This window comes from Okeania hirsuta, from assembly GCF_003838195.1.
Lineage (GTDB): Bacteria > Cyanobacteriota > Cyanobacteriia > Cyanobacteriales > Microcoleaceae > Okeania > Okeania hirsuta.
In genome coordinates, this window is record NZ_RCBY01000038.1 from 25,518 (window position 1) to 44,990 (window position 19,473).

A 19,473-nucleotide genomic window follows, 5' to 3' on the forward strand; every position below is an offset into this window, starting at 1 on the left:
TCATCCATTGTCTAGGGTATTGATTCTGTTGAATTTTATCTATATAGTGTAATTCGTGTATTAGAATAAACTACGAAATTTATCATAGGCATTTCTAAGAACTAACGTTTTTGCCCAGGAACGGCAAAGGTTTGAGATTAATTCTTCAAAATGTCTAATATAAAGTTGCTGAAAGAATAAGTCAAGGAGAAAAAACCGAAAGATGAAATTTACTAAAGACTCTAAAACACCAGACCCAATTCCACAAGATGGAATTGAACAAGCGATCAAACTAATGGAAACTGGGAGACTATATCGTTATAATTTCGGTACAGAATTCAACGAAAATACTGATAATTCTAGTTTAGAGGAAGAGTTGGCTTCTGAGGTGGCACAGCTAGAAGTAGAATTTAGTAAATATACAGGCCACAAATATACGATCGCTGTGAACTCATGTGGAAGTGCCTTATTCTTGAGTCTGAAAGCAGCAGGAGTACAACCAGGGGCAAAGGTTTTGACAAATGGCTTCACGTTTACAGCAGTTCCCAGTAGTATTGTCCATGCAGGGGCAGTACCAATTTATTTAGAATGCAATGAGCTATATCAAGTAGATTTAGATGACCTCAAAGGAAAAATTCAAGCTCATCAAGATGCGAAATTTTTTATTTTGTCTCATATGCGGGGACACATATCCGATCTCCAGGCGATCGAAGAGATATGCTGTCAGGCGGGAGTTTTCCTCATAGAAGACTGTGCTCATAGTCTAGGATCAAAGTGGTATGACAACAACCAGAAAAAAGACAGATTAGTTGGCCAATATGGACAAATTGCTTGTTTTAGTAGTCAAAGTTATAAATTATTAAATTCTGGAGAAGGAGGCTTTATTGCTACTAACAATGAGAAAATAGCAGCTTACTGTATTTTAGCTGCTGGATCTTATGAGAAGTTATATAAGAAGCATCTCAGTCGGCCTTTTGATAATGATTTATTTGAACAAATGAAGCCGTTGGTGCCTAATTTTAGTTTGAGAATGAATAATTTAACAGCCGCAGTTCTCCGACCACAAATCAAAACTCTTGAAACTAAAATTTCCGAATACAACCATAAGGGGGTTGGTAAGGGGGTGCTGGTTTCCCCACTCCTCCACAGGGTGGGGCGGAAAGCACCCCCTTACATAAATAAATGTTGATCCGCTTCGATCAAGATGTTTGTCTACCTCCCGACTGATTTTTGATGTAATCTTTGACTATTTCCAAGGGTGCGCCACCACAGGAAACTATACATTTTGAGTCATGCCATAATTTAGCTTTTCCCCAGTAAAATTGGTTGATTTCTTGAGCATATTTTCGTCTAATAATTCTGCTGGTAGCAGACTTTAGAGATGATATTAACTGGGAAATATTATTGTCTGGATGTAGCTGAATCAATATGTGTACATGGTCTGGCTCACCTTCAAACTCTTCTAAGGAACAGCGTTTAGCAGTTAAAACTTTTTCTATGATTTCCCTCATATCTTTAATCATGTTTGTAGTCAATACTTTTTTTCTATATTGAGTCACGAAACATATATGCAGGTGAATGTCATAGACTACATGAGAACCACGGTTTAATTCTTTTTCCATAATTTCTACTCATTTTTATTTTTGGTGTTAAGATAATTATATCGACTCAAACTTTATCTAGAGGTGATAGTTCTATGGCCAATAGAAGATTGACTTTTCGACTGTATCCGACAAAAGTACAGAAAGAAAAACTATTTTTAGTCAGAAAACTACACCAGCTTTTGTATAACGCTGGTGTCGCTCATAGGCGTTTTGAGTGGAGAAAAAATCGCTCAAATGTAGACTATTTCACTCAGCAAAACGCATTACCAGGTTTTAGACAGCAGTGGTCCGATTATCAACAGCTTAATTTAAGTTCATTGCAAGCAACAGTCAAGCGTGTTGACTTAGCTTATAATGCTTTTTTTAAAGGAATCAGGAAACGCCCAAAGTTTAAGTCAATTAGGAATTACTCCGGTTGGACTTACCCAGATGGTCGTCAAGGTTTTAAGGTGCAAATTGAAAAGTGCCAAAAATATTCTGTTAACTGTGGATGGGTGACACTTAATGACTTGGGTATGAGACTCAGGATGCGGGGTAGGTTTAAGTATTGGGGAAAACCTACTACTTGTACGATTGTTTATCGTCCTCATAAAGATGAGTGGTATGTTTCATTTAGTATCAAGACCTCGGAACCATTACCGTTGTTTGGCAGTAAATCTCCCTTAGATTATGAGTCAATGGTGGCTTTTGACCTTGGTACTCAAACAGCTTTGACTTGTTATGATGGCTATGGTTTTGACGAAATTAGTAATCCTAGATTTGACAGGGAGTTTGCCCCAAAAATTCAGCAAGCTTCACGTCAACTCAAAAGAAAGCAAGGACCAATTAAAGGTAAGCAAAAAGCATCAAGTAGATGGAAAAAAGCGAAGAGAAAAATCTCTAAGCTCAAGGCCAAACAATCAGCCGTAAGACAAGATTGGCAGCATAAAGTAACTACAGATATTGCTAGTTGTTATGACATCGTAGTTACTGAAAAATTAAATGTTAAAGGCATGACCCGAAAAGCCAAGACAGGTAAACGCTCAAAGCAAAAAGCAGGTCTCAACCGTTCTCTGCTTGATGTTGGCTTTGGAACATTAAATCAGATGGTGTTGTATAAAATTTTAGGTAAAGGTGGTTTGCATATAACCATTGACACCAGGAGAGTCAAGCCTTCTCAGAGATGCCCTAGCTGTGGAACAGTTCATAAAGAATGGGCACAGTTGAGTAATCGTTACCATGTTTGTGATGATTGTGGTTTTGAGGTGCCAAGAGACCAAGGCTCGGTCATGGTGATGTGGAATGTTGCTGCAGATCGGCAACCGGGGTTAGGAACTGGCCTCGTTAATCGTCGATGCTCAAGCTCTACTGATTCGACCCGTAAACATACAGGCTCGATGAGGCAACTGGGGCAAATGAAGCGCTCAAAATCTCAAAGTGCGGACTTTGTTGACGGGGACTTAGAAACCCCGTCCGTCTACACGGCGGGGTAGTTCATTGTGCCCACCTTCCTAAACTCGCTGTTTGAGCTAATCCCGTTCTGACTTGTCTTGCTCGGACAAAAAAACGGCGGGCACGTTCTAAATCAGAAATTTGTTCTGTAGGTGGTGTCAGCGCTATTTTAAATTCTTCTCTAGAAAAGGGGGTAAGAGCGATCGCTTGAATTAGTTCTTCTTGAGAGTCCCGTAACATTCTAAAAAAGTTAACAACTTCTCCATCTAAATCGTTATAGGTTTCTACATCAGAGGGTTTTCTATTCAATAAAACTGCTGCGGAACCACCAAAAGGTTCACAGTAATGTTGCGTTTCTGGCAATAGTGGTAGTAACCAATCAAGATGATTAAATTTTCCTCCATACCATCCAAAAGCTATTAATTTACTCATTTTATCTATTAAAAAGTTAGTCTATTGTAGGGGTTGACGGCTGTTAACCCCTACAAATGGTTTATATTTGATATAGGTGTGTAAGTCCTGAAAATTTGAAAATCATACCTGCTCTTCAGAAACACTTTCTTTTCTTTTTTTCAAAGGAGTTTTAATGATTTTTCCTTTCCATTCTTTCTCAAATTGCTCTCGTTTTTCTAACCAGTCAGCGAATATTAATTCCGGATCGTAGTTAAAAGCTTTGGCGTGTTCTTCTCGAATTTTGTAAATTTCTTCTAAAATTTCATCAGGTAACATCATAGTTTTTTCCTCTTAATTGATAAGGTGTACAAAGTATTGGTAATTCATAGCCAAAGTTAGTGCTAATTTCAGATAATTTTTTCTGAATATTAGGGTTGGCAATATGACGACAATTCCATGTTAAAAGATAGTCTAAACCATAAACAGTTGCTAGAGCAATATGCAATGTATCATCACTAACTAGCTTTAAGGGGAAGATTGGTTTGTTGGAGAAACTGTTGAGCCAAGTCTGTAACAGTTTCATTGGAAATGAGTGAGGGAAAGTCTTTAATTATCTCTATTCTATTTTGAGCCATTTCTGGGTCGCCTCTAGCTGCCTCATCCAAGACTACTTGAGAGACATATATTTCAAAATTGCTTCGGCGAGTATCCCACCATTCTCTGGTTACTGCCATATTAGCAGCAACAATTAGATTTTGGCTTGGTCTGGCGGTTAAATAACCAATAACACTTGTTTCTAAATATAAAGTTTGACTCATGGCTATTTAATTATTGTTCAAATTTATCTTGTTTAAATTTCCTCATAACTAAATTTTAACCTAATTTGATTGATTTATTGTGTTAACAATTTAAGATTACTCTGTTTTAAAGCTAGTGAATTGTTTCCAGAGTTAGTTTACAATGCCTTATAAATTAACTAAAATATGTCAAGCATAGAAAAGCCGACAAAATAGTAATATGTTTAATAAAGATTTTTATTCAAAGTTTTCTAACTTCCTATCAGAGCTTTCAGAGACAGAAGTAAGGAAATTTTTTTTCGATCAACCCTCAGACGATCCCTGGTTATATGAAGAGACCTTAAGACCAGAAATTGCAGATGAGTTTTTACAACGTTTACAGGAACCTATTTTTAAACAATTATCAGAATATATTACTAAATATATCATATCTGTTGACTTCACAAATTTTCCTACTACATTATCTATAAACGGTAGAGGACTATTATTTAGCACACAAGCAGGTTTCTTATTTGTGGGTTATGCAGGACATTGGTATTTACAAATAGGGTTTTGGATGTCATATACTCATCTGACTTACAGACAAGATTGGATATCATCTAATCATGACACTTACAGACAAGATTGGATACGTTTTCAAAACAATATTTATCAAAATCATCCAGAAATTAACTCTATTTTAAAAGTGCTTACAGAACAGTATCCTTTAGAATTTGCTTATAGCACCTTAGATTATGATCGTTGTAGAAGTAGTAAATTAACAATGGAGGAATGGAGCAGAGATATTCAAAACAAAGAATATCATCTACAAGATATTGTTGTAACAGCAGAAATTAGCCTATTAGAAACCAGTAACAAAGATTTTTCTTTCTTTAAATTGAGCAAAGATATAGTATCAATACTTAAGAAACTGTTTCCTTTAGTTTTACTAGCAAAATACGATGATCCAATGCCACTAATATATGATTACCTAAGTGTAACTGGTATAAGATATCCCCTATCTCAATGCTCCCAAGAAACTAACTTCCCAGAAACACAACTTACCCAATGGATACGCGCTATCAACCGCAAAAAACAAGCCATTTTCCAAGGTCCACCTGGTATCGGCAAAACTTTCCTCGCTCAAAAACTCGCTCAACATTTAATTGCTGGAGGTGACGGTTTCTGGGAACTCATCCAATTTCATCCTGCTTACACCTACGAAGACTTTATTCAAGGTATTCGACCGCAGAGCGAAGATGGAAAACTCACCTACCCTGTTGTTCCCGGTCGCTTCCTGAAATTTTGTCAAAAAGCAGCACTCTGTCAAGATACTTGTGTACTCATTATTGATGAAATTAACCGTGCTAACCTTTCCCAAGTTTTCGGGGAACTTATGTATCTCCTGGAATACCGCGACGCCAAAATTTCCCTTGCTAGTAGTGGAGAGTTATTCAGCATTCCCGAAAATGTTCGCATTATTGGCACGATGAATACTGCCGATCGCTCCATTGCTTTAGTAGATCATGCACTTCGTCGTCGCTTTGCTTTTATCACCCTCTCTCCTAACTATGAAATATTGCGTCAATATCACAAAGAAATAGAAACAAATTTTTCAGTGGAAGGGTTAATTCAAGTCTTAGAAGAAGTTAACAAAGAAATAAACGACCCTAATTATCAAGTCGGTGTTTCTTTCTTTCTCCGAGAAAATATTGCAGAGGAAATACAAGATATTTGGCAAATGGAAATTGAACCATATTTAGAGGAATATTTCTTTGCTCAACCAGGAAAAGTCGATAATTTTCGGTGGGATAAAATTCAAAATCGGATGTCTTCAGCAATTAACAATTAATAATTAATAATTCAGGAATTACACAACATAAGAAAATATACACCATCTGTAGGGGCGAATGGCATTTGCGCTCCGCAAAGCTGCGCTAACGCCCCCTACGAGTAGAGTCTTGTCTAAGAATTGGCGTAAGTCCTGATATAATTATCTACAAGTATTGTATAGAGAAATTGCTGACGCAAAGCTCCGCTAACGATGTGAATTTTAACTATATTAATCCCATACCAATATTTGCTAAATTCTCATACAAATTCTACTATAACAGGACTTACGCAGGCCACCCCAGAAACCGGTTTTTTTGCAAATGTTTATTGTTAAAAACAATGATTTATCCTAAAAACCCGGTTTCTTTGCATAAGTCCTAAATTAGATAGACACTTCTCCAAACATCTCTTCCTGTAAAAAATCTTTGTTATGGTTGCTTTTTTCCAATATGAAATCCCCACAAATTATCGAACTTACTGAATATCAACCTCGCCAGTTTCCACCAGATGAAATTGACCACTATCTTGCCACTAAATTATGGCAAGAATACGACAAAAAAGGCAAAAATATTAAAGTTGAATTTCCGACTCCTAAAACCAAGAACAAATGGCAATTTACATCTCAAGGATGGGTTGGTTATATTCCTATAATTCCAGATTTTCACATCATTCTCAAACCAAAAGTACCACTTCATAACCTATTTGGAATGTTGGAATATGTCTACAATCTCAAAAGTTTTCGTTTCTTAGATGGTTTAGTTAACTTTGAGTCTCTACAGGAATTTTACAACTGTTTAGTTAATATTCTGGTTCAAAAAATATTAGACCGGGGTCGAAAAGGTTTTTATCGCACTTATCTGCCAAAAACAGAAAATTTAACTTATATTCGGGGGCGGTTAAATATGCAGCAAGTTATGCAAAAACCCTGGGATGTTAGGTTGAAATGCGATTATCAAGAATATACTGCTAATATTCCCGATAATCAAATTTTGGCTTGGACTTTATTTATGATTGGTCATAGTGGTTTCTGTTCTGAAAATGTTGCTCCAACAGTGGCAAAAGCTTTTCATATTTTGCAAAATTTAGTAAATTTACAGCCTTTTAAATCTAGTGATTGTGTAAACATAAAATATCATCGTTTAAACGAAGATTATCAAACTTTACACGCTTTATGTCGATTTTTTTTAGATAATATTGGAGCTAGTCATCAGCAGGGTAATTACTCAATGTTACCTTTTTTAATAGATATGGCTAAACTCTATGAAAAATTTGTAGCTGAATGGTTAAAAATTAATCTACCCTCAAATTTAAGAGTTCAAGAGCAAGAAAAAGTAGATATTATTGATGATGAAATTTATTGTCGAATCGATTTAGTTATTTATGAAGTAAAAACTCGTAAGGTTGTTTATATTCTTGATACTAAATATAAGTTAGATGCCAGACCATCGCCAGATGATATTCATCAAGTGGTAGCCTATGCAACTTATAAAAAATGTCACGAAGCTATTTTAGTTTATCCTCAAAAATTAACTAATTCCATCAATCAATTAGTTGGTGAAAGTAAAGTAAGATTGCGTAGTTTGACATTTGCTCTTGACTCTAATTTGGAAAAAGCTGGTCAATCTTTTTTAGAAGAATTAATCAAAGATGTTGATTGATGCTTGACACTTATAGTATTTTGTTAAGTTAATCTTAAGTAAGAGATTTTTTAGCTAAAGGGTATGTGATACTTTTTATCAAAAACTTTATCTATTTCAGAGCAGGGTAGTAGGGTCGGAGGTAGGAACGTTGCATGCAACGTCCCTACAGAGAAGTAAAAATATGAATAATTAATACGCTCCTGGCTAATAATTATCAAAAAGGTTCCATCCGCCTTTTTTAATTACTTAATAATTGAAGTGTCGTCTAAGTATAGCATTAGTTTTGGGAATTGGTATTAAATAGCTACAATATATTTCATTAATGGATAATGGATAATTGATAATTACCTCTGGTTAAAACCGTTACGGAATTGAATATAAGGAAATGTCCTAGCACTTTTCTCTTGGTCGATTGGATATGGCGAGGAAACCCGCTCTTATCAGAGCCGCTCCGCTGTTAGCGTTTGCGGTAGCATTCCGGAACGGAAAGCTTTGCGGTAGCAAACGCCATCCCATCCTAACGGAATGCTCCGCAAACGACCGCTTTTTCCCCTTGAAAGGGGAGGCTTTTAACCTGAATTATTTAATTAATAATTATTAATTATTAATGATTCGGTAATCTAAAGTTAAACTAAAAAATATAGATTTATTGTCAAAAATGTCAAATACTCATAATCCTACCGAACTACAATATTCAAAAGTAACTTATTTATTTATAGATGGAAGTTACCTCAGAAAAAGTTATATAGACTCCACTGCTAAATGGTTTGGAAATGAAGTCGAAGACGAGAATATTAATATTGATTTTAATGCCATCAAAAATTTTTTTGATGCTCGAAAAGTTTTCTATTATGACTATATAGATCGGATTCAAGGTAAGTATGAGGAAAAAATAGATTTTGAAGAACGTGTATCTCAACAAAAAGATTATTTTAATCAAATTCGTTCTTTAGAAGAATATCACGTTAAGCTAGGTAATTTGACAAAAAAATCTCAAAAAGAAGCTGGTATTTTCCTCACAGTAGATATGATGAATCACGCTATTCGCAACAATATGACAAAAGCAGTTTTACTATCTGGAGATAAGGATTTTAAACCACTTGTTGAAAGTTTAGTTAATATGGGAATGATTGTATATGTATCTTCTGAAGTTCGTTCAACTTCATCAGAGCTGAAATATGCGGCTGATTCTTACATACCATTATCATTTTTTGATTACTATAAATGGTCGTCTACAGAACTGAAAAATAAGTATCCAATGCCTAAAATCGAAACATATAAAACTCCACTTTTAGGTCGAGGTCTAGAAAAATTTACGGCACTATCAGATATTAAAATTGGTAAGAAATTTGGAGGTATAGTCAAAGTTTCTGAACCTCAAAATGCTGAATTGCTCGATCGGGGAACAGTTAAAGGTTACGAAGTTAAGTTATATCAAATCCGGTAGCATCGGTGTAATTAGATTATTATGGTGGGGAGTGTGGGGACCCACCCCTAACCCCTCCGGTGGAGGGGAATTATCGAGAAATATTTGGTAATGGTTGAAGATGGAACATTTTTTTATACCGAATTAAACGGATTTGATATTATTTCAAAAAGATCGTGAATTTATCCTCTTTTTTAGAAAGATAGAAGATGGTTCTACTTTTCAGATGAGTTTGAATAATCAGGATAGATTAGAACTTTACTACGCTCTGGAATATGGAAAAAAAATTAAGTGGGATTAAACTAATTATACGAATACTTTTGAAAGCTGATCCTATAGTGGGACTTACACAATTTAATAAGCAAAATCAGACTATAATGGTTATAAACCAACGATTTTACGTCGAAGCTTTCGCTCTGATGAAACAAACAACATAAACGTTTAGCTAATATCCGTATGTGTTGCACTTCATAAACTTACAACCTACCTAGCCAAGAACCACGGCAGTGTTGCGCTCGAAAATTTGAATGTATCTGGAATCTTAGCTAACCATAACCCACCCCCATCCCCTCCCGGGAGTGGAGCTAGAGGGGTGGGTGCAGACCAAGGTTTTTATGAGTTTAGACGACAACTTGAGTATAAGTGTCAATGGTATGATTGTGAGCTAGTAATAGTAGATAGATTTTTTCCATCATCAAAGACTTGCAGTAGGTGCAGTCATATTCAGGATATGCCATTAAACTTGAGAACTTTTGATTGCTCTGAATGCGGTATATCTATAGACAGAGACTTAAATCCAAGTATAAAGAGCGAGAGATGCGGTCGGCTTGACCGTTGATGCCTGTGGACGGAGTGCTGCCGACAGTTCCGCAAGAAGCAGGAAGTAAACATTCATAATATCACTTGACTCTCGGTCTAATACCATAATGACGATACTGTAAATAATCTCGGAGAATACGGTCGTGGTCAAAACAGAGGTCTTGGGGAATTTGCCAAGATTCAAACAAAGCTAAATTTTTTGCATCATCGGCTGCTTTTGGTTCTCCAGTAGCAGTGGCAATAAATACAACACTCATAGTGTGTTGACGAGGGTCGCGACTGGGGTCAGAATAAACATAAAATTGTTCGATTAATTCTACTTCTAAACTGGTCTCTTCTTTTGCTTCTCGTCGCGCTGCAGTTTCGACAGATTCTCCATAGTCAACAAACCCACCAGGAACTGCCCAACCAAAAGGTTCGTTTTGACGTTCGATCAGTATAATAGGCCGCCCCGGTCGATTAGTTAATTCAATAATAATGTCAACGGTCGGAGTAGGGTTGCGATATGCCATGTTAATTTTTGAGAAACAATCATTTTGAATTTTATCTGCCTAAATACCAATTGCCAAGGAACTTTATGTTTAAATTAGACACTTAATAATGTTAAAAACTTAGTGATATACTTGATTTTTATGGTCTAATTAGTATTAGAACAATTCTTAAAAATAATGTTATATTTATTGAAAACTTCAGTTATTAAGTAATAATGGTTAATTAATCGGGACTTACCCATAACTATCACATATAGTTAACGGCCGTTCACACCTAAAAATGGTGTATAATTTCGTCTTTTGCATAAGTCCTGTTAATGTTTTTAGCAATTATTTATATATTGCTCCTACTCCCTACTCCCTGCTCTTAAAAAAATGTAGCAAAAATGCATGAAATTTGATATTTAGATGAAAAAATGTTACAAAGCTGTGATTTATAGGGAAAATGGAGCAGGCATTTGTAGCAAATATTTATTCAAATGGTATAGTAGATAAGTATAGAGAAGAGGAATTAATACCTTGCACTCAAGCCATTAACAAAAAACAACAAAATAAATAGTGCTAGGTACATAGAAATAAATTTCTCTTCTCCTAATGACAAAAGAGAAAGACTTTTTTTTAAGTCAAGGAGGTATTTCTATGTCTACTCTTATCTATACTGAGCAAAAGTATATTCTCATCCATACTGAGCAAAAAAAAACTCAGCAGATCAAACCGAAGAAACATTTAAACAAAAAAGTAAAAATAAAAGCTATAAAAAGTGAAAAAAATTTAGTTGATGAATATTGGCACAAGTCAGAGCCTGAATCTTTTCATGATTTACTGATTCGATTTATTTCTGGATTTATCGTTCCTCTCTGATTTTTGAGATTTTTCTTGACCAAATTTCCTGCTTTTTTGACTAGCCATAATAATTTTCCCAACCTTTCTTTGAAGCTAAGAGCTGGTTTATAAAGTAAATCTTAAATTAGCTCATCCCCTGACCTTAGGTGAATCAAAGTGACATAAATCATTGCTTCACTGAATGTTATAGCTATAAGTATTTCCTAAGTCATGCAAGGAAAAAATTTATTTTTTACCCCTTGAAAGGGGAGGCTTCAAGGCGTGAATTATTTAATTATTAATTCTTCGGTAAAAACTATTACCTATAAGATTTTGAAGTTTTAGAGCTGTCCTAACTTTAGTGCATACTGTTATACTTGGACAAGACTTTCTTTAGATTATCTTTATAAATCAACTTTTACAGCGGTTTTCATTTCAGTAGACCACAGTAGGGGCGAATGGCATTTGCGCTCCGCAAAGCTACGCTAACGCCCTTACAAGGTTTTGGTTATGACGATGTGGTTTATCAATCTGAAAAGCGCTGTAATTAAATTAGTTTGGTATTCAGTAAAAGAATAGATAGGAAATCGGGCATTGGTAATTGACAGGATGATTTATATTTTGGGGTAGCGCCCTCGTTCCTACCCAGGTTAATGATTGACAACCACAGGGGAATTGTCCCTACAAATTTCATCCTGTGATTTACCAACGCCTAAATTAGTTTGGTATTCAGTAAAAGAATAGATAGGAAATCGACTATTTAAATTTCTTAAAGAATTAGAAAATTTATTAAAGTGACAAGTCTATTCACCTCATCAGAGTGGAACATGGCAATATTGATATCATTTTCATATTGGAGAATCATAGTATCAATAACTCCTGAAAACTCATCTGCTATTACATCGTGAGCTTTCAGTAATTCTATAGGAATTTTTGATTCTTGAGGACTGGGAGTTTCATAGGGCAATAAGTAGCGATATGGCTAACGCCACGCTCCGCGAACGCCAATTTCTTTCTCTTCATTACGAACTACAGCAAATTGTGGGTCCTTCCATCCTTGAGCAACTACCCTACCATCCCGTTTGATAATTGGTAATTCTTCCCCCACAGCACTGATTTTTTTGTAGACATCCTGATTGACATCCTCCCGACGCTGCACTTGCGTGACAGCGCGGGATTCCTAAGATCGCGCTTTAGGGGCTTTCTGCTTCAATGCACCTGCCTTCCGGGGTTTACTCCCTTTGGGTCTTACAGTCGCTCCACAGACTAAAACTGCGAGTCCCGCAGCCTTCGAGTGTGGGCGTTCCCTTGCGTCTGACACCGACGCGGGTTCCCATCAGCAAACCCTATTTATACTTGCGTTAATATCGCGGTCATGGTGAGTACCACAGGACTGACAATCCCACTCCCTGATATTTAGAGGCAATTTCTCTACTACATCACCACAATTAGAGCAACGCGCGCGAACTAGGGAAATATCTGTCAATTTTGATTAATTCCCGTCCATACCATTTAGCTTTATACTCTAATTGCCTGAGTAATTCTCCCCAGTTAGAATCACTAATAGCTCTGGCTAATTTATGGTCTCTTGGTGCGCGTTCCGCAAGGGAGCTGGCGTATTCGCGGGGTCGCACCCCTTTTTGACCATGTTTTTTACTGCCAAATCCTCTACTACAACAGTTTGATTTTCTCTGATTAGTTGGGTTGTCAGTTTATGGGTGTAGTCTAGCCTGGAATCTTTGATTTTTGCGTGTATCTTAGCTACTTTTATTCTAGCTTTGTGATAGTTATTAGAGCCTTTTGTTTTACGAGAAAGTGATTTTTGGGCTAACCTTAATTTTTTGTGTAACTTGTAATGGTTCTTTAGGTTAGCAAATTTTTCTCCATCACTGGTCGTTAATAGACTGGTAATTCCTAAGTCAATGCCTATCTGTTTTTTAAGTGGCTTGAGGCTCAAATCTCTAGTATCATTAACTCTCAAAGATACAGACCACCTACCAGATGGGTCAAGTTTTACGGTAATTGTGCTTGGTACACAACCTGGTGGTAGTTGTCTACATCCATCTAATAGGCAATGGTTCAGCACACTTAGCTAAATATACTTGACCATCTTTCCACTTAAATGCGGACTTTGTGAACTCAGAATTACCACCATTGCGCTTTTTCTTAAAGTTAGGGTTTTAGCCCGTCCACTAAAAAAGTTCGTAAAAGCTGTTTGTAAATGCCTGAGACTTTGTTGGAGTGGCACACAACTTACTTCGCTGAGGAATCCTAAGTCATCCTGCTTTTTCCAGTTGGTCAGCATGGCCGAAGTTTCCTTATATCCTATTCGCGGCTTTGTTGTTCATACCACGCCTGAGTTCTCACCGCTAAAGCTTTGTTGTAGATTAGTCGAACGCACCCCAAAGTTCTCCTATGCAGATTTTCCGGCTCTGGGTTTGGATAGAACCTGAATTGGTATGCTTTTTCGACTTTTGTTAAATCCGAATTTAACCTAAAATTATTAGTGATTTACGGGCATCCCAGTAATATAATGATAAAATTTATTTTTTAGCTAAATTTGTAATTTAGATAATTATGCGAACCTATTATTGCGGCCAACTAAATAGTAATAATATTGAAGAAACTGTAAACCTCTGTGGATGGGTAGACCGTCGTCGGGATCATGGGGGCGTAATTTTTTTAGATTTGCGCGATCGCACAGGGATTGTCCAAATTGTGAGTGACCCAGAGCGGACTCCTGACTCATATCAAATAGCTGGGGATATTCGCAATGAATATGTTGTGCAAATTACAGGTAGAGTCAGTCGTCGCCCGGAAGAGTCTCTCAACCCTAAACTTCCTACTGGCGAAGTTGAAATTTATGCCGATGACATTAAACTGTTGAATAGTTTAGGGAAACAATTACCATTTCAAGTTTCCACTGCCGAAACAGAATCTGTCCGGGAAGAGTTGCGACTCAAATATCGCTACTTAGATTTGAGAAGGGAGCGCATGACTAAAAACCTGCAACTACGCCATGAAGTTGTCAAAGCTATCCGCCGTTTCCTGGAAGACGAACAAAATTTTATTGAAGTCGAAACACCCATTCTCACTCGCTCTACTCCAGAGGGAGCGCGGGATTATCTTGTTCCTAGTCGCGTTCATGCAGGGGAATGGTTTGCTCTACCTCAGTCTCCCCAATTATTCAAACAAATGTTAATGGTTTCCGGTTTTGACCGTTATTATCAAATCGCTCGTTGTTTCCGGGATGAAGATTTGCGAGCGGATAGACAGCCAGAATTTACTCAGTTAGATATGGAAATGAGTTTCATGTCTCAGGAGGAAATTATCCAATTAAATGAGAAGTTGGTGGGATATATTTTTGAGAAAGTCAAAGGCATAGATTTGCCTCTACCATTTCCTCGCTTGACTTATGCAGAAGCAATGGATCGTTACGGCAGCGATAAACCAGATATTCGGTTTGGCTTAGAATTGGTAAATGTCTCTGACTTAGTGAAAGATTCTGGTTTCAAAGTATTTTCTGGAGCAGTTGCTGCTGGTGGGATAGTGAAAGTGTTGCCTATTCCTGGAGGTAACGATGCTATCTCCAATGTAAGAATTAAACCGGGTGGCGATTTGTTTAAAGAGGCGAGTGAAGCAGGAGCCAAAGGTTTGGCTTATATTCGTGTTAAAGAGAAAGGCAAAATAGATACTATTGGAGCTATTAAAGATAACCTCACCGACGAACAAAAACAGGAATTGTTAGAACGCACGGGTGCAAAACCAGGTCATTTGCTATTATTCGCTGCTGATGATGCAAGTACTGTGAATAAAACTTTAGATCGTTTGCGGTTAGTGGTGGGTGAAGAGTTGGGATTAATTGACCGCAATAAAATTAGTTTATTGTGGGTAACAGATTTTCCTATGTTTGAATGGAATCAGGATGAAAAACGTTTGGAAGCTTTACATCACCCATTTACTGCACCTCACCCAGACGATATTAATGACTTGAAAACAGCACGAGCGCAGGCTTACGATTTGGTTTTTAATGGTTATGAAATCGGCGGTGGTAGTCTGCGGATATATCAACGAGATGTACAGGAAAAAGTGTTTGAGGCTATTGGTTTATCTGATGAGGAAGCTGATAGTAAGTTCGGTTTTTTGTTAGAAGCTTTTGAATATGGCACTCCTCCTCATGGTGGTATTGCTTATGGTTTAGATCGGTTGGTGATGTTGTTAGCTGGTGAAGAGTCAATTCGAGATGTAATTGCATTTCCGAAGACTCAGCAGGCTAAATGTTTGTTGACAAATGCACCGTCTGAGGTTGATAAAAAGCAATTGAAAGAATTACACGTTAGTTCGATTTCTAAACCGAAGTCTTAGTTATAGCAAAAGGCAGCGAGAGCTGTTTGCGTAGCATGAAAAACAGAAAGGCAGAATTTTGCTTCTGAGCATTCTGCCGTTTCAGCTTTTGTGTAAATTATCACCTTGTTTGACTACTGCTATAACCTTAAGTCAACAATTTCAAGTTCTGCTGAAAAAGGAAGTCTAACAACTGCAACTAAATTACTTAACCATATTGACGTTTGACATTTTTATAACTTCGTCTAGCTGCAAAAGGTTTAAACTGGGTATCCACAAACTGTACAGGCTCGTATGTCTCAATCCACAAATGCGCTCCACAATCCAAGGGTTCATAAGGCCGATAAACTATACGACACGGACCTTCAAGAATCATCTGATAACCAAAATCGTTACGATTTGTCTGCTTCAAGCAGACTACTGGTATTAATTGGTCGGGAGTCATTAGAGGATCGTGTCTAATTCTATCTCCATTTTTTCTAATTCTATGTTGATTAACATGAACTATGGTTGGCTTCTTTCGTTTGTGATGACACCAAACACCTTTCGGACCTCTCCTTCCTGGTATGACCACAGGCATTTTCCCATAAAGAGGTATTTGCCAAAATCCGTTATGCTTATAAGCACCTTTAATTCTGTTTTGAGAAAGCAAGACTCTCACTCGTTGACAACAGATGCCTAATAAAAAAGCTGCTTCTCTAGTTGTGATAATAGTCATTTTTACTCTAGCACTATAGTTTTTATTATAATTGAATTATATCTATCTATATATTATTTAGTTCAGTAAATAATAATGTTATATTTGTTACTATTGAATTATATCTATCTATATATTATTTAGTTCAGTAAATAATAATGTTATATTTGTTACTGTTGAGAAAAAAATATGGGACTTCTGCATAGTAATGGTAGATAGGGATTGAACTAGGTTAAGGTTGGCCCACTTACTTGGTTTCTGATTGTTGAAATGATCGGATAAATATTTTTAGATTTATGAGAAATATTGATAATTTAACTATTCATCGTTTCCGTGGTTTGCGAGATTTGACATTGGAAGATTTAGGTCAAATAAATTTATTAGTTGGTGTTAATAATTCAGGTAAAACAAGTGTTTTAGAAGCGATTTATACCTACTGCAATCCTTTAGATCCTTTGGAATGGATAAATACTGCTTGGCGACGGGAAATTAAATTTTCCCGTAAATCAAAATTAGAATCTCTTAAGTGGTTATTTCCTCAAAATAGTGACAATAATCCAGATGATTTTTATCAAGGAGAAACTTTTGTTTCTGGCAGTGGTAATTTTGGTGTAGTAGAGTCAAAAGCAACTTATGAAGAATTTGAAGGAATCTGGGATACCACAGAAAATATTAATGAAGAATACGATCAAGAAAGTCTGATTGATGAGATAGATATTGATAATAATGAAATTAGATGTGGTGCAGATTTAAAGCTAACATTTACCCCACCAGAGAAAATAATTGAGCTTCTTAAGGATGAAAATAAGGATATATCTATATCTAAAAAGTTTAAAATATGGGAAAATCAACCATTAACTACTCTTAACGAATATAAAAGCTACTGGTTATTAGTTGATACAGTTACTCCTTTTTCTCATAGGATAGAACAGTTGCAAATAAAACTTTTAACAGGTGCAACTTTCCAAGGTTTTAAGGAAGATGTACTAGAGTTGATTTCTATCATGGACTCAGAAATTATTGATTTAGAAATTCTATCTCCCACTGGTAAAACTCCACGGCTCTATATAAATCATAAAACATTAGGTATTGCTCCACTAAGTGCTTTTGGCGATGGTGTTCGTCGGTTGTTATTTATGGCTTTAACTATCGCAAAATTAAAAGATGGAATTTTACTAATAGATGAGCTAGAAACAGCGATTCATACAGAAGCTTTACTACCTTCATTTTCTTGGTTAGTTAAGTGGTGTAGAAAGATGAATGTACAATTATTTGCTACTACCCATAGTCTAGAAACTGTTGATGCAATTTTGGCAGCCAGTGAATCAGAAAATGATTTAGTTTTATATCGCTTAGAACAACAAAATACTCAAACTCAAGCAGTTAGACTTGACCAAGAAAGATTGGGTAGATTGCGAGAAGAATTGGGTCAGGAGGTGAGATGGTAAAATATGCAATTCTTGGCGTAGAGGGGCCTCAAGACCAAGCAATAGTAGGAAAGTTATTAAAGCTTTTAGGTTTGAAAAAATTTGACGGGTCAGTATCAAATTTAGACTCTTTCTGGAAGAAATTTATTCCTACTTATCCGAAAAAAGGAAACTTTTATAAACGATTAGATATGCCTTCTATTCTATTTAATGATAGTTTATCAATAGCTATCTATGTTGGTGAGGGTAGTAATCTTGTGAAAAATTTAGATGATATTTTATCTAATAATTCTCAATATAGAAATGATATAGCAGCATTTGGAATTGTTGCAGATGCCGATAAAAAAAATCCTGAAGATGTAGTAGCAGAATATTATAGTGACTTATGTAAATACTTCCCTAATTTTCCTAATCAGCCTGGTTTTGTAGATATAAATATTCCCAGAACAGGTATTTATGTATTACCAGATAATATTTCTCACGGAGTTTTAGATACCTTATTATGTGAATGTGGAAAAGTAGCTTATCCAGAATATATGGAAAGAGCTAAATCATATCTAGCAGACTTTTCTGAACAAGAACAAAAATCTCTTAAATGGAAGCCATTTGATCGATAAAAAGCTTTAGTAGCCACAGTAGTTAGTGTTTTAAAACCAGGAAAAACAAATACAGTTAGCATCGCAGATAATAATTGGGTGAGCGATAAAACACTTCTTGAAGTAGCAGCATTAAAAAAACTAAAAACATTTTTAATAGAACTTTTAGAAATAACTAATACTGCTAACCAAAATATTAGGTTTTGAAAACTTTTAAAATTAGCTGTATGATTACGCTCCCAAATTCAGAGTCACCTCTTAAACCTTGGAAAGAAACAGTAGTATGATCATAAAAAATACTAAGAAAAAGGAAACAAGCAAAATGAGAGAAACTTCCCAACCTGTTGTAAACAAAGTAGCCATCATTGGAGCGGGGCCTGGTGGTCTAGCAACAGCGATCGCTCTGAGAAAAAAAGGTATTGATGCCCATGTGTACGAGCGAGCCAAGGAATTACGTCCAGTAGGGGCAGGTTTAGGTTTACAGGCCAATGGTTTGAGATGTCTAGATGTGATTCAACCAGGTATAGTAGATATACTAAAACGTTCAGGTTGTCAAGTTAAAAGAGTGACTGTGAAAACAAGCACTGGAGAAACAATTAGGACTAGCGAAAGTACCATGATGGAAAAATATGGGCAACCACTGTTAATTATTTGGTGGTGGCGTTTGCAACAGATTTTAGCATCATATCTACCACCAGAAGTCATTCATCTGAATCATCGTTGCATTAGCTTTGAACAAAATGAAAACACTGTTATTACTCATTTTGATAACGGAAAAACTGCCCAAGCAGACTTGCTCATTGGAGCTGATGGGGTAAATTCTAGAGTAAGACAAACATTGATTGGTGACGGTCAACCTCGATATGTGGGTAGTATGTCTTGGCGAGCTGTTCTCAATTATCAAGATGAGTTACTACCACTAAATGAAGTCATCTTGATGAAAGGAGAACAAAGTATAGTTTATCTGCTTAATGTGGGAGAAGGAAATATGAGTTGGTTAGCGCGGAAGTTATTGCCAGACTCTACACTTTCTTCTACTTTTGCTGAAGTCAAGTCTCGCGTCCTTAGAGAATTTGCTAATTGGATGGAACCAGTAAGAGAACTGATAGCACAGACAGATCCGGAACGGATATTAGAAGGCAGGGAAAACGCATCTAATTTTTTTGACAAATGACCAAAAATAAAATTTCAAATG

20 protein-coding genes and 1 pseudogene are annotated in these 19,473 nt (G+C 36.3%); 11 read left to right on the top strand and 10 right to left on the bottom strand.

Going from position 1 to position 19,473, the window contains the following annotated elements; translation table 11 throughout:
- The first annotated feature begins 202 nt into the window (after positions 1-202).
- The gene (locus D5R40_RS09200; RefSeq protein WP_124154541.1) at positions 203-1,168 is read left to right on the top strand and encodes a DegT/DnrJ/EryC1/StrS family aminotransferase; all 966 of its coding nucleotides are present in this window, start codon (positions 203-205) and stop codon (positions 1,166-1,168) included.
- Between the two features lie 10 nt (positions 1,169-1,178).
- Here D5R40_RS09200 and tnpA read toward each other — a convergent pair whose 3' ends face one another.
- The gene (gene tnpA, locus D5R40_RS09205; RefSeq protein WP_192901108.1) at positions 1,179-1,601 is read right to left on the bottom strand and encodes an IS200/IS605 family transposase; all 423 of its coding nucleotides are present in this window, start codon (positions 1,599-1,601) and stop codon (positions 1,179-1,181) included.
- Between the two features lie 74 nt (positions 1,602-1,675).
- Here tnpA and D5R40_RS09210 point away from each other — a divergent pair, with 74 nt between their 5' ends.
- Complete coding sequence (locus D5R40_RS09210; RefSeq protein WP_192901272.1) at positions 1,676-3,055, top strand: RNA-guided endonuclease InsQ/TnpB family protein; 1,380 nt, start codon at positions 1,676-1,678, stop codon at positions 3,053-3,055.
- Position 3,056: 1 nt separating this feature from the next.
- Here D5R40_RS09210 and D5R40_RS09215 read toward each other — a convergent pair whose 3' ends face one another.
- From D5R40_RS09215 to D5R40_RS41920, 4 genes are all read right to left on the bottom strand, one after another.
- On the bottom strand, positions 3,057-3,446 hold the full coding sequence (locus D5R40_RS09215; RefSeq protein WP_205127626.1) for a DNA adenine methylase: 390 nt from the start codon (positions 3,444-3,446) through the stop codon (positions 3,057-3,059).
- A 102-nt stretch (positions 3,447-3,548) separates the two neighbouring features.
- Positions 3,549-3,746, bottom strand: a complete 198-nt coding sequence (locus D5R40_RS09220; protein ID WP_240038884.1) for a hypothetical protein — start codon at positions 3,744-3,746, stop codon at positions 3,549-3,551.
- The gene (locus tag D5R40_RS41915; RefSeq protein WP_338043156.1) at positions 3,733-3,912 is read right to left on the bottom strand and encodes a PIN domain-containing protein; all 180 of its coding nucleotides are present in this window, start codon (positions 3,910-3,912) and stop codon (positions 3,733-3,735) included. Before D5R40_RS41915 ends, D5R40_RS09220 begins: the two co-directional genes overlap by 14 nt.
- A gap of 10 nt (positions 3,913-3,922) precedes the next feature.
- The gene (locus D5R40_RS41920) at positions 3,923-4,225 is read right to left on the bottom strand and encodes a type II toxin-antitoxin system VapC family toxin (RefSeq protein ID WP_338043155.1); all 303 of its coding nucleotides are present in this window, start codon (positions 4,223-4,225) and stop codon (positions 3,923-3,925) included.
- Between the two features lie 199 nt (positions 4,226-4,424).
- Between D5R40_RS41920 and D5R40_RS39340 the strand changes: the two genes are divergently transcribed.
- The 4 genes from D5R40_RS39340 to D5R40_RS09245 all read left to right on the top strand — a co-directional run bounded on the left by D5R40_RS39340 (position 4,425) and on the right by D5R40_RS09245 (position 9,920).
- Positions 4,425-6,035, top strand: coding sequence for an AAA family ATPase (locus tag D5R40_RS39340; protein WP_240038883.1), 1,611 nt, complete (start codon positions 4,425-4,427; stop codon positions 6,033-6,035).
- A gap of 430 nt (positions 6,036-6,465) precedes the next feature.
- The gene (locus D5R40_RS09235) at positions 6,466-7,674 is read left to right on the top strand and encodes an McrC family protein (protein ID WP_124144369.1); all 1,209 of its coding nucleotides are present in this window, start codon (positions 6,466-6,468) and stop codon (positions 7,672-7,674) included.
- Between the two features lie 640 nt (positions 7,675-8,314).
- Complete coding sequence (locus D5R40_RS09240; protein WP_124144368.1) at positions 8,315-9,103, top strand: NYN domain-containing protein; 789 nt, start codon at positions 8,315-8,317, stop codon at positions 9,101-9,103.
- A gap of 502 nt (positions 9,104-9,605) precedes the next feature.
- Positions 9,606-9,920 (top strand): zinc ribbon domain-containing protein, encoded by a 315-nt coding sequence (locus tag D5R40_RS09245; protein WP_161564450.1) that lies wholly within the window; start codon positions 9,606-9,608, stop codon positions 9,918-9,920.
- A 61-nt stretch (positions 9,921-9,981) separates the two neighbouring features.
- On the opposite strand, the gene D5R40_RS09250 is transcribed toward D5R40_RS09245, so the two are convergent.
- Positions 9,982-10,413 carry an NUDIX domain-containing protein gene (locus D5R40_RS09250; protein ID WP_124144366.1) on the bottom strand — a complete coding sequence of 144 codons (432 nt, stop codon included), beginning with the start codon at positions 10,411-10,413 and terminating at the stop codon, positions 9,982-9,984.
- A gap of 573 nt (positions 10,414-10,986) precedes the next feature.
- Here D5R40_RS09250 and D5R40_RS09255 point away from each other — a divergent pair.
- Positions 10,987-11,253, top strand: a complete 267-nt coding sequence (locus D5R40_RS09255; RefSeq protein ID WP_124144365.1) for a hypothetical protein — start codon at positions 10,987-10,989, stop codon at positions 11,251-11,253.
- A 730-nt stretch (positions 11,254-11,983) separates the two neighbouring features.
- Here D5R40_RS09255 and D5R40_RS09260 read toward each other — a convergent pair.
- The 3 genes and pseudogenes from D5R40_RS09260 to D5R40_RS09265 all read right to left on the bottom strand — a co-directional run bounded on the left by D5R40_RS09260 (position 11,984) and on the right by D5R40_RS09265 (position 13,725).
- A complete protein-coding gene (locus D5R40_RS09260; RefSeq protein WP_124144364.1) occupies positions 11,984-12,181 on the bottom strand; it encodes a hypothetical protein in 198 nt (65 codons plus the stop codon).
- A gap of 15 nt (positions 12,182-12,196) precedes the next feature.
- The gene (locus D5R40_RS34910; RefSeq protein ID WP_161564449.1) at positions 12,197-12,373 is read right to left on the bottom strand and encodes a hypothetical protein; all 177 of its coding nucleotides are present in this window, start codon (positions 12,371-12,373) and stop codon (positions 12,197-12,199) included.
- 21 nt (positions 12,374-12,394) lie between these two features.
- Positions 12,395-13,725: pseudogene (locus D5R40_RS09265) on the bottom strand (RNA-guided endonuclease InsQ/TnpB family protein).
- 66 nt (positions 13,726-13,791) lie between these two features.
- Here D5R40_RS09265 and aspS point away from each other — a divergent pair.
- Entirely contained in the window at positions 13,792-15,579 is a 1,788-nt protein-coding gene (gene aspS, locus D5R40_RS09270) for an aspartate--tRNA ligase (protein ID WP_124154542.1), read from the top strand.
- A 187-nt stretch (positions 15,580-15,766) separates the two neighbouring features.
- Here the strand turns inward: aspS and D5R40_RS09275 are convergent, their stop codons facing one another.
- Positions 15,767-16,276 carry a hypothetical protein gene (locus D5R40_RS09275; RefSeq protein WP_192901273.1) on the bottom strand — a complete coding sequence of 170 codons (510 nt, stop codon included), beginning with the start codon at positions 16,274-16,276 and terminating at the stop codon, positions 15,767-15,769.
- Between the two features lie 275 nt (positions 16,277-16,551).
- On the opposite strand from D5R40_RS09275, the gene D5R40_RS09280 reads away from it, so the two are divergent.
- The 3 genes from D5R40_RS09280 to D5R40_RS09290 all read left to right on the top strand — a co-directional run bounded on the left by D5R40_RS09280 (position 16,552) and on the right by D5R40_RS09290 (position 19,452).
- A complete protein-coding gene (locus tag D5R40_RS09280) occupies positions 16,552-17,703 on the top strand; it encodes an AAA family ATPase (RefSeq protein ID WP_124154543.1) in 1,152 nt (383 codons plus the stop codon).
- Positions 17,697-18,299 carry a DUF3226 domain-containing protein gene (locus tag D5R40_RS09285; RefSeq protein WP_240041568.1) on the top strand — a complete coding sequence of 201 codons (603 nt, stop codon included), beginning with the start codon at positions 17,697-17,699 and terminating at the stop codon, positions 18,297-18,299. The genes D5R40_RS09280 and D5R40_RS09285 overlap by 7 nt, the downstream gene beginning before the upstream one ends.
- Positions 18,300-18,600: 301 nt before the next feature.
- Positions 18,601-19,452, top strand: a complete 852-nt coding sequence (locus D5R40_RS09290; RefSeq protein ID WP_124144361.1) for an FAD-dependent oxidoreductase — start codon at positions 18,601-18,603, stop codon at positions 19,450-19,452.
- Positions 19,453-19,473: the final 21 nt, after the last annotated feature.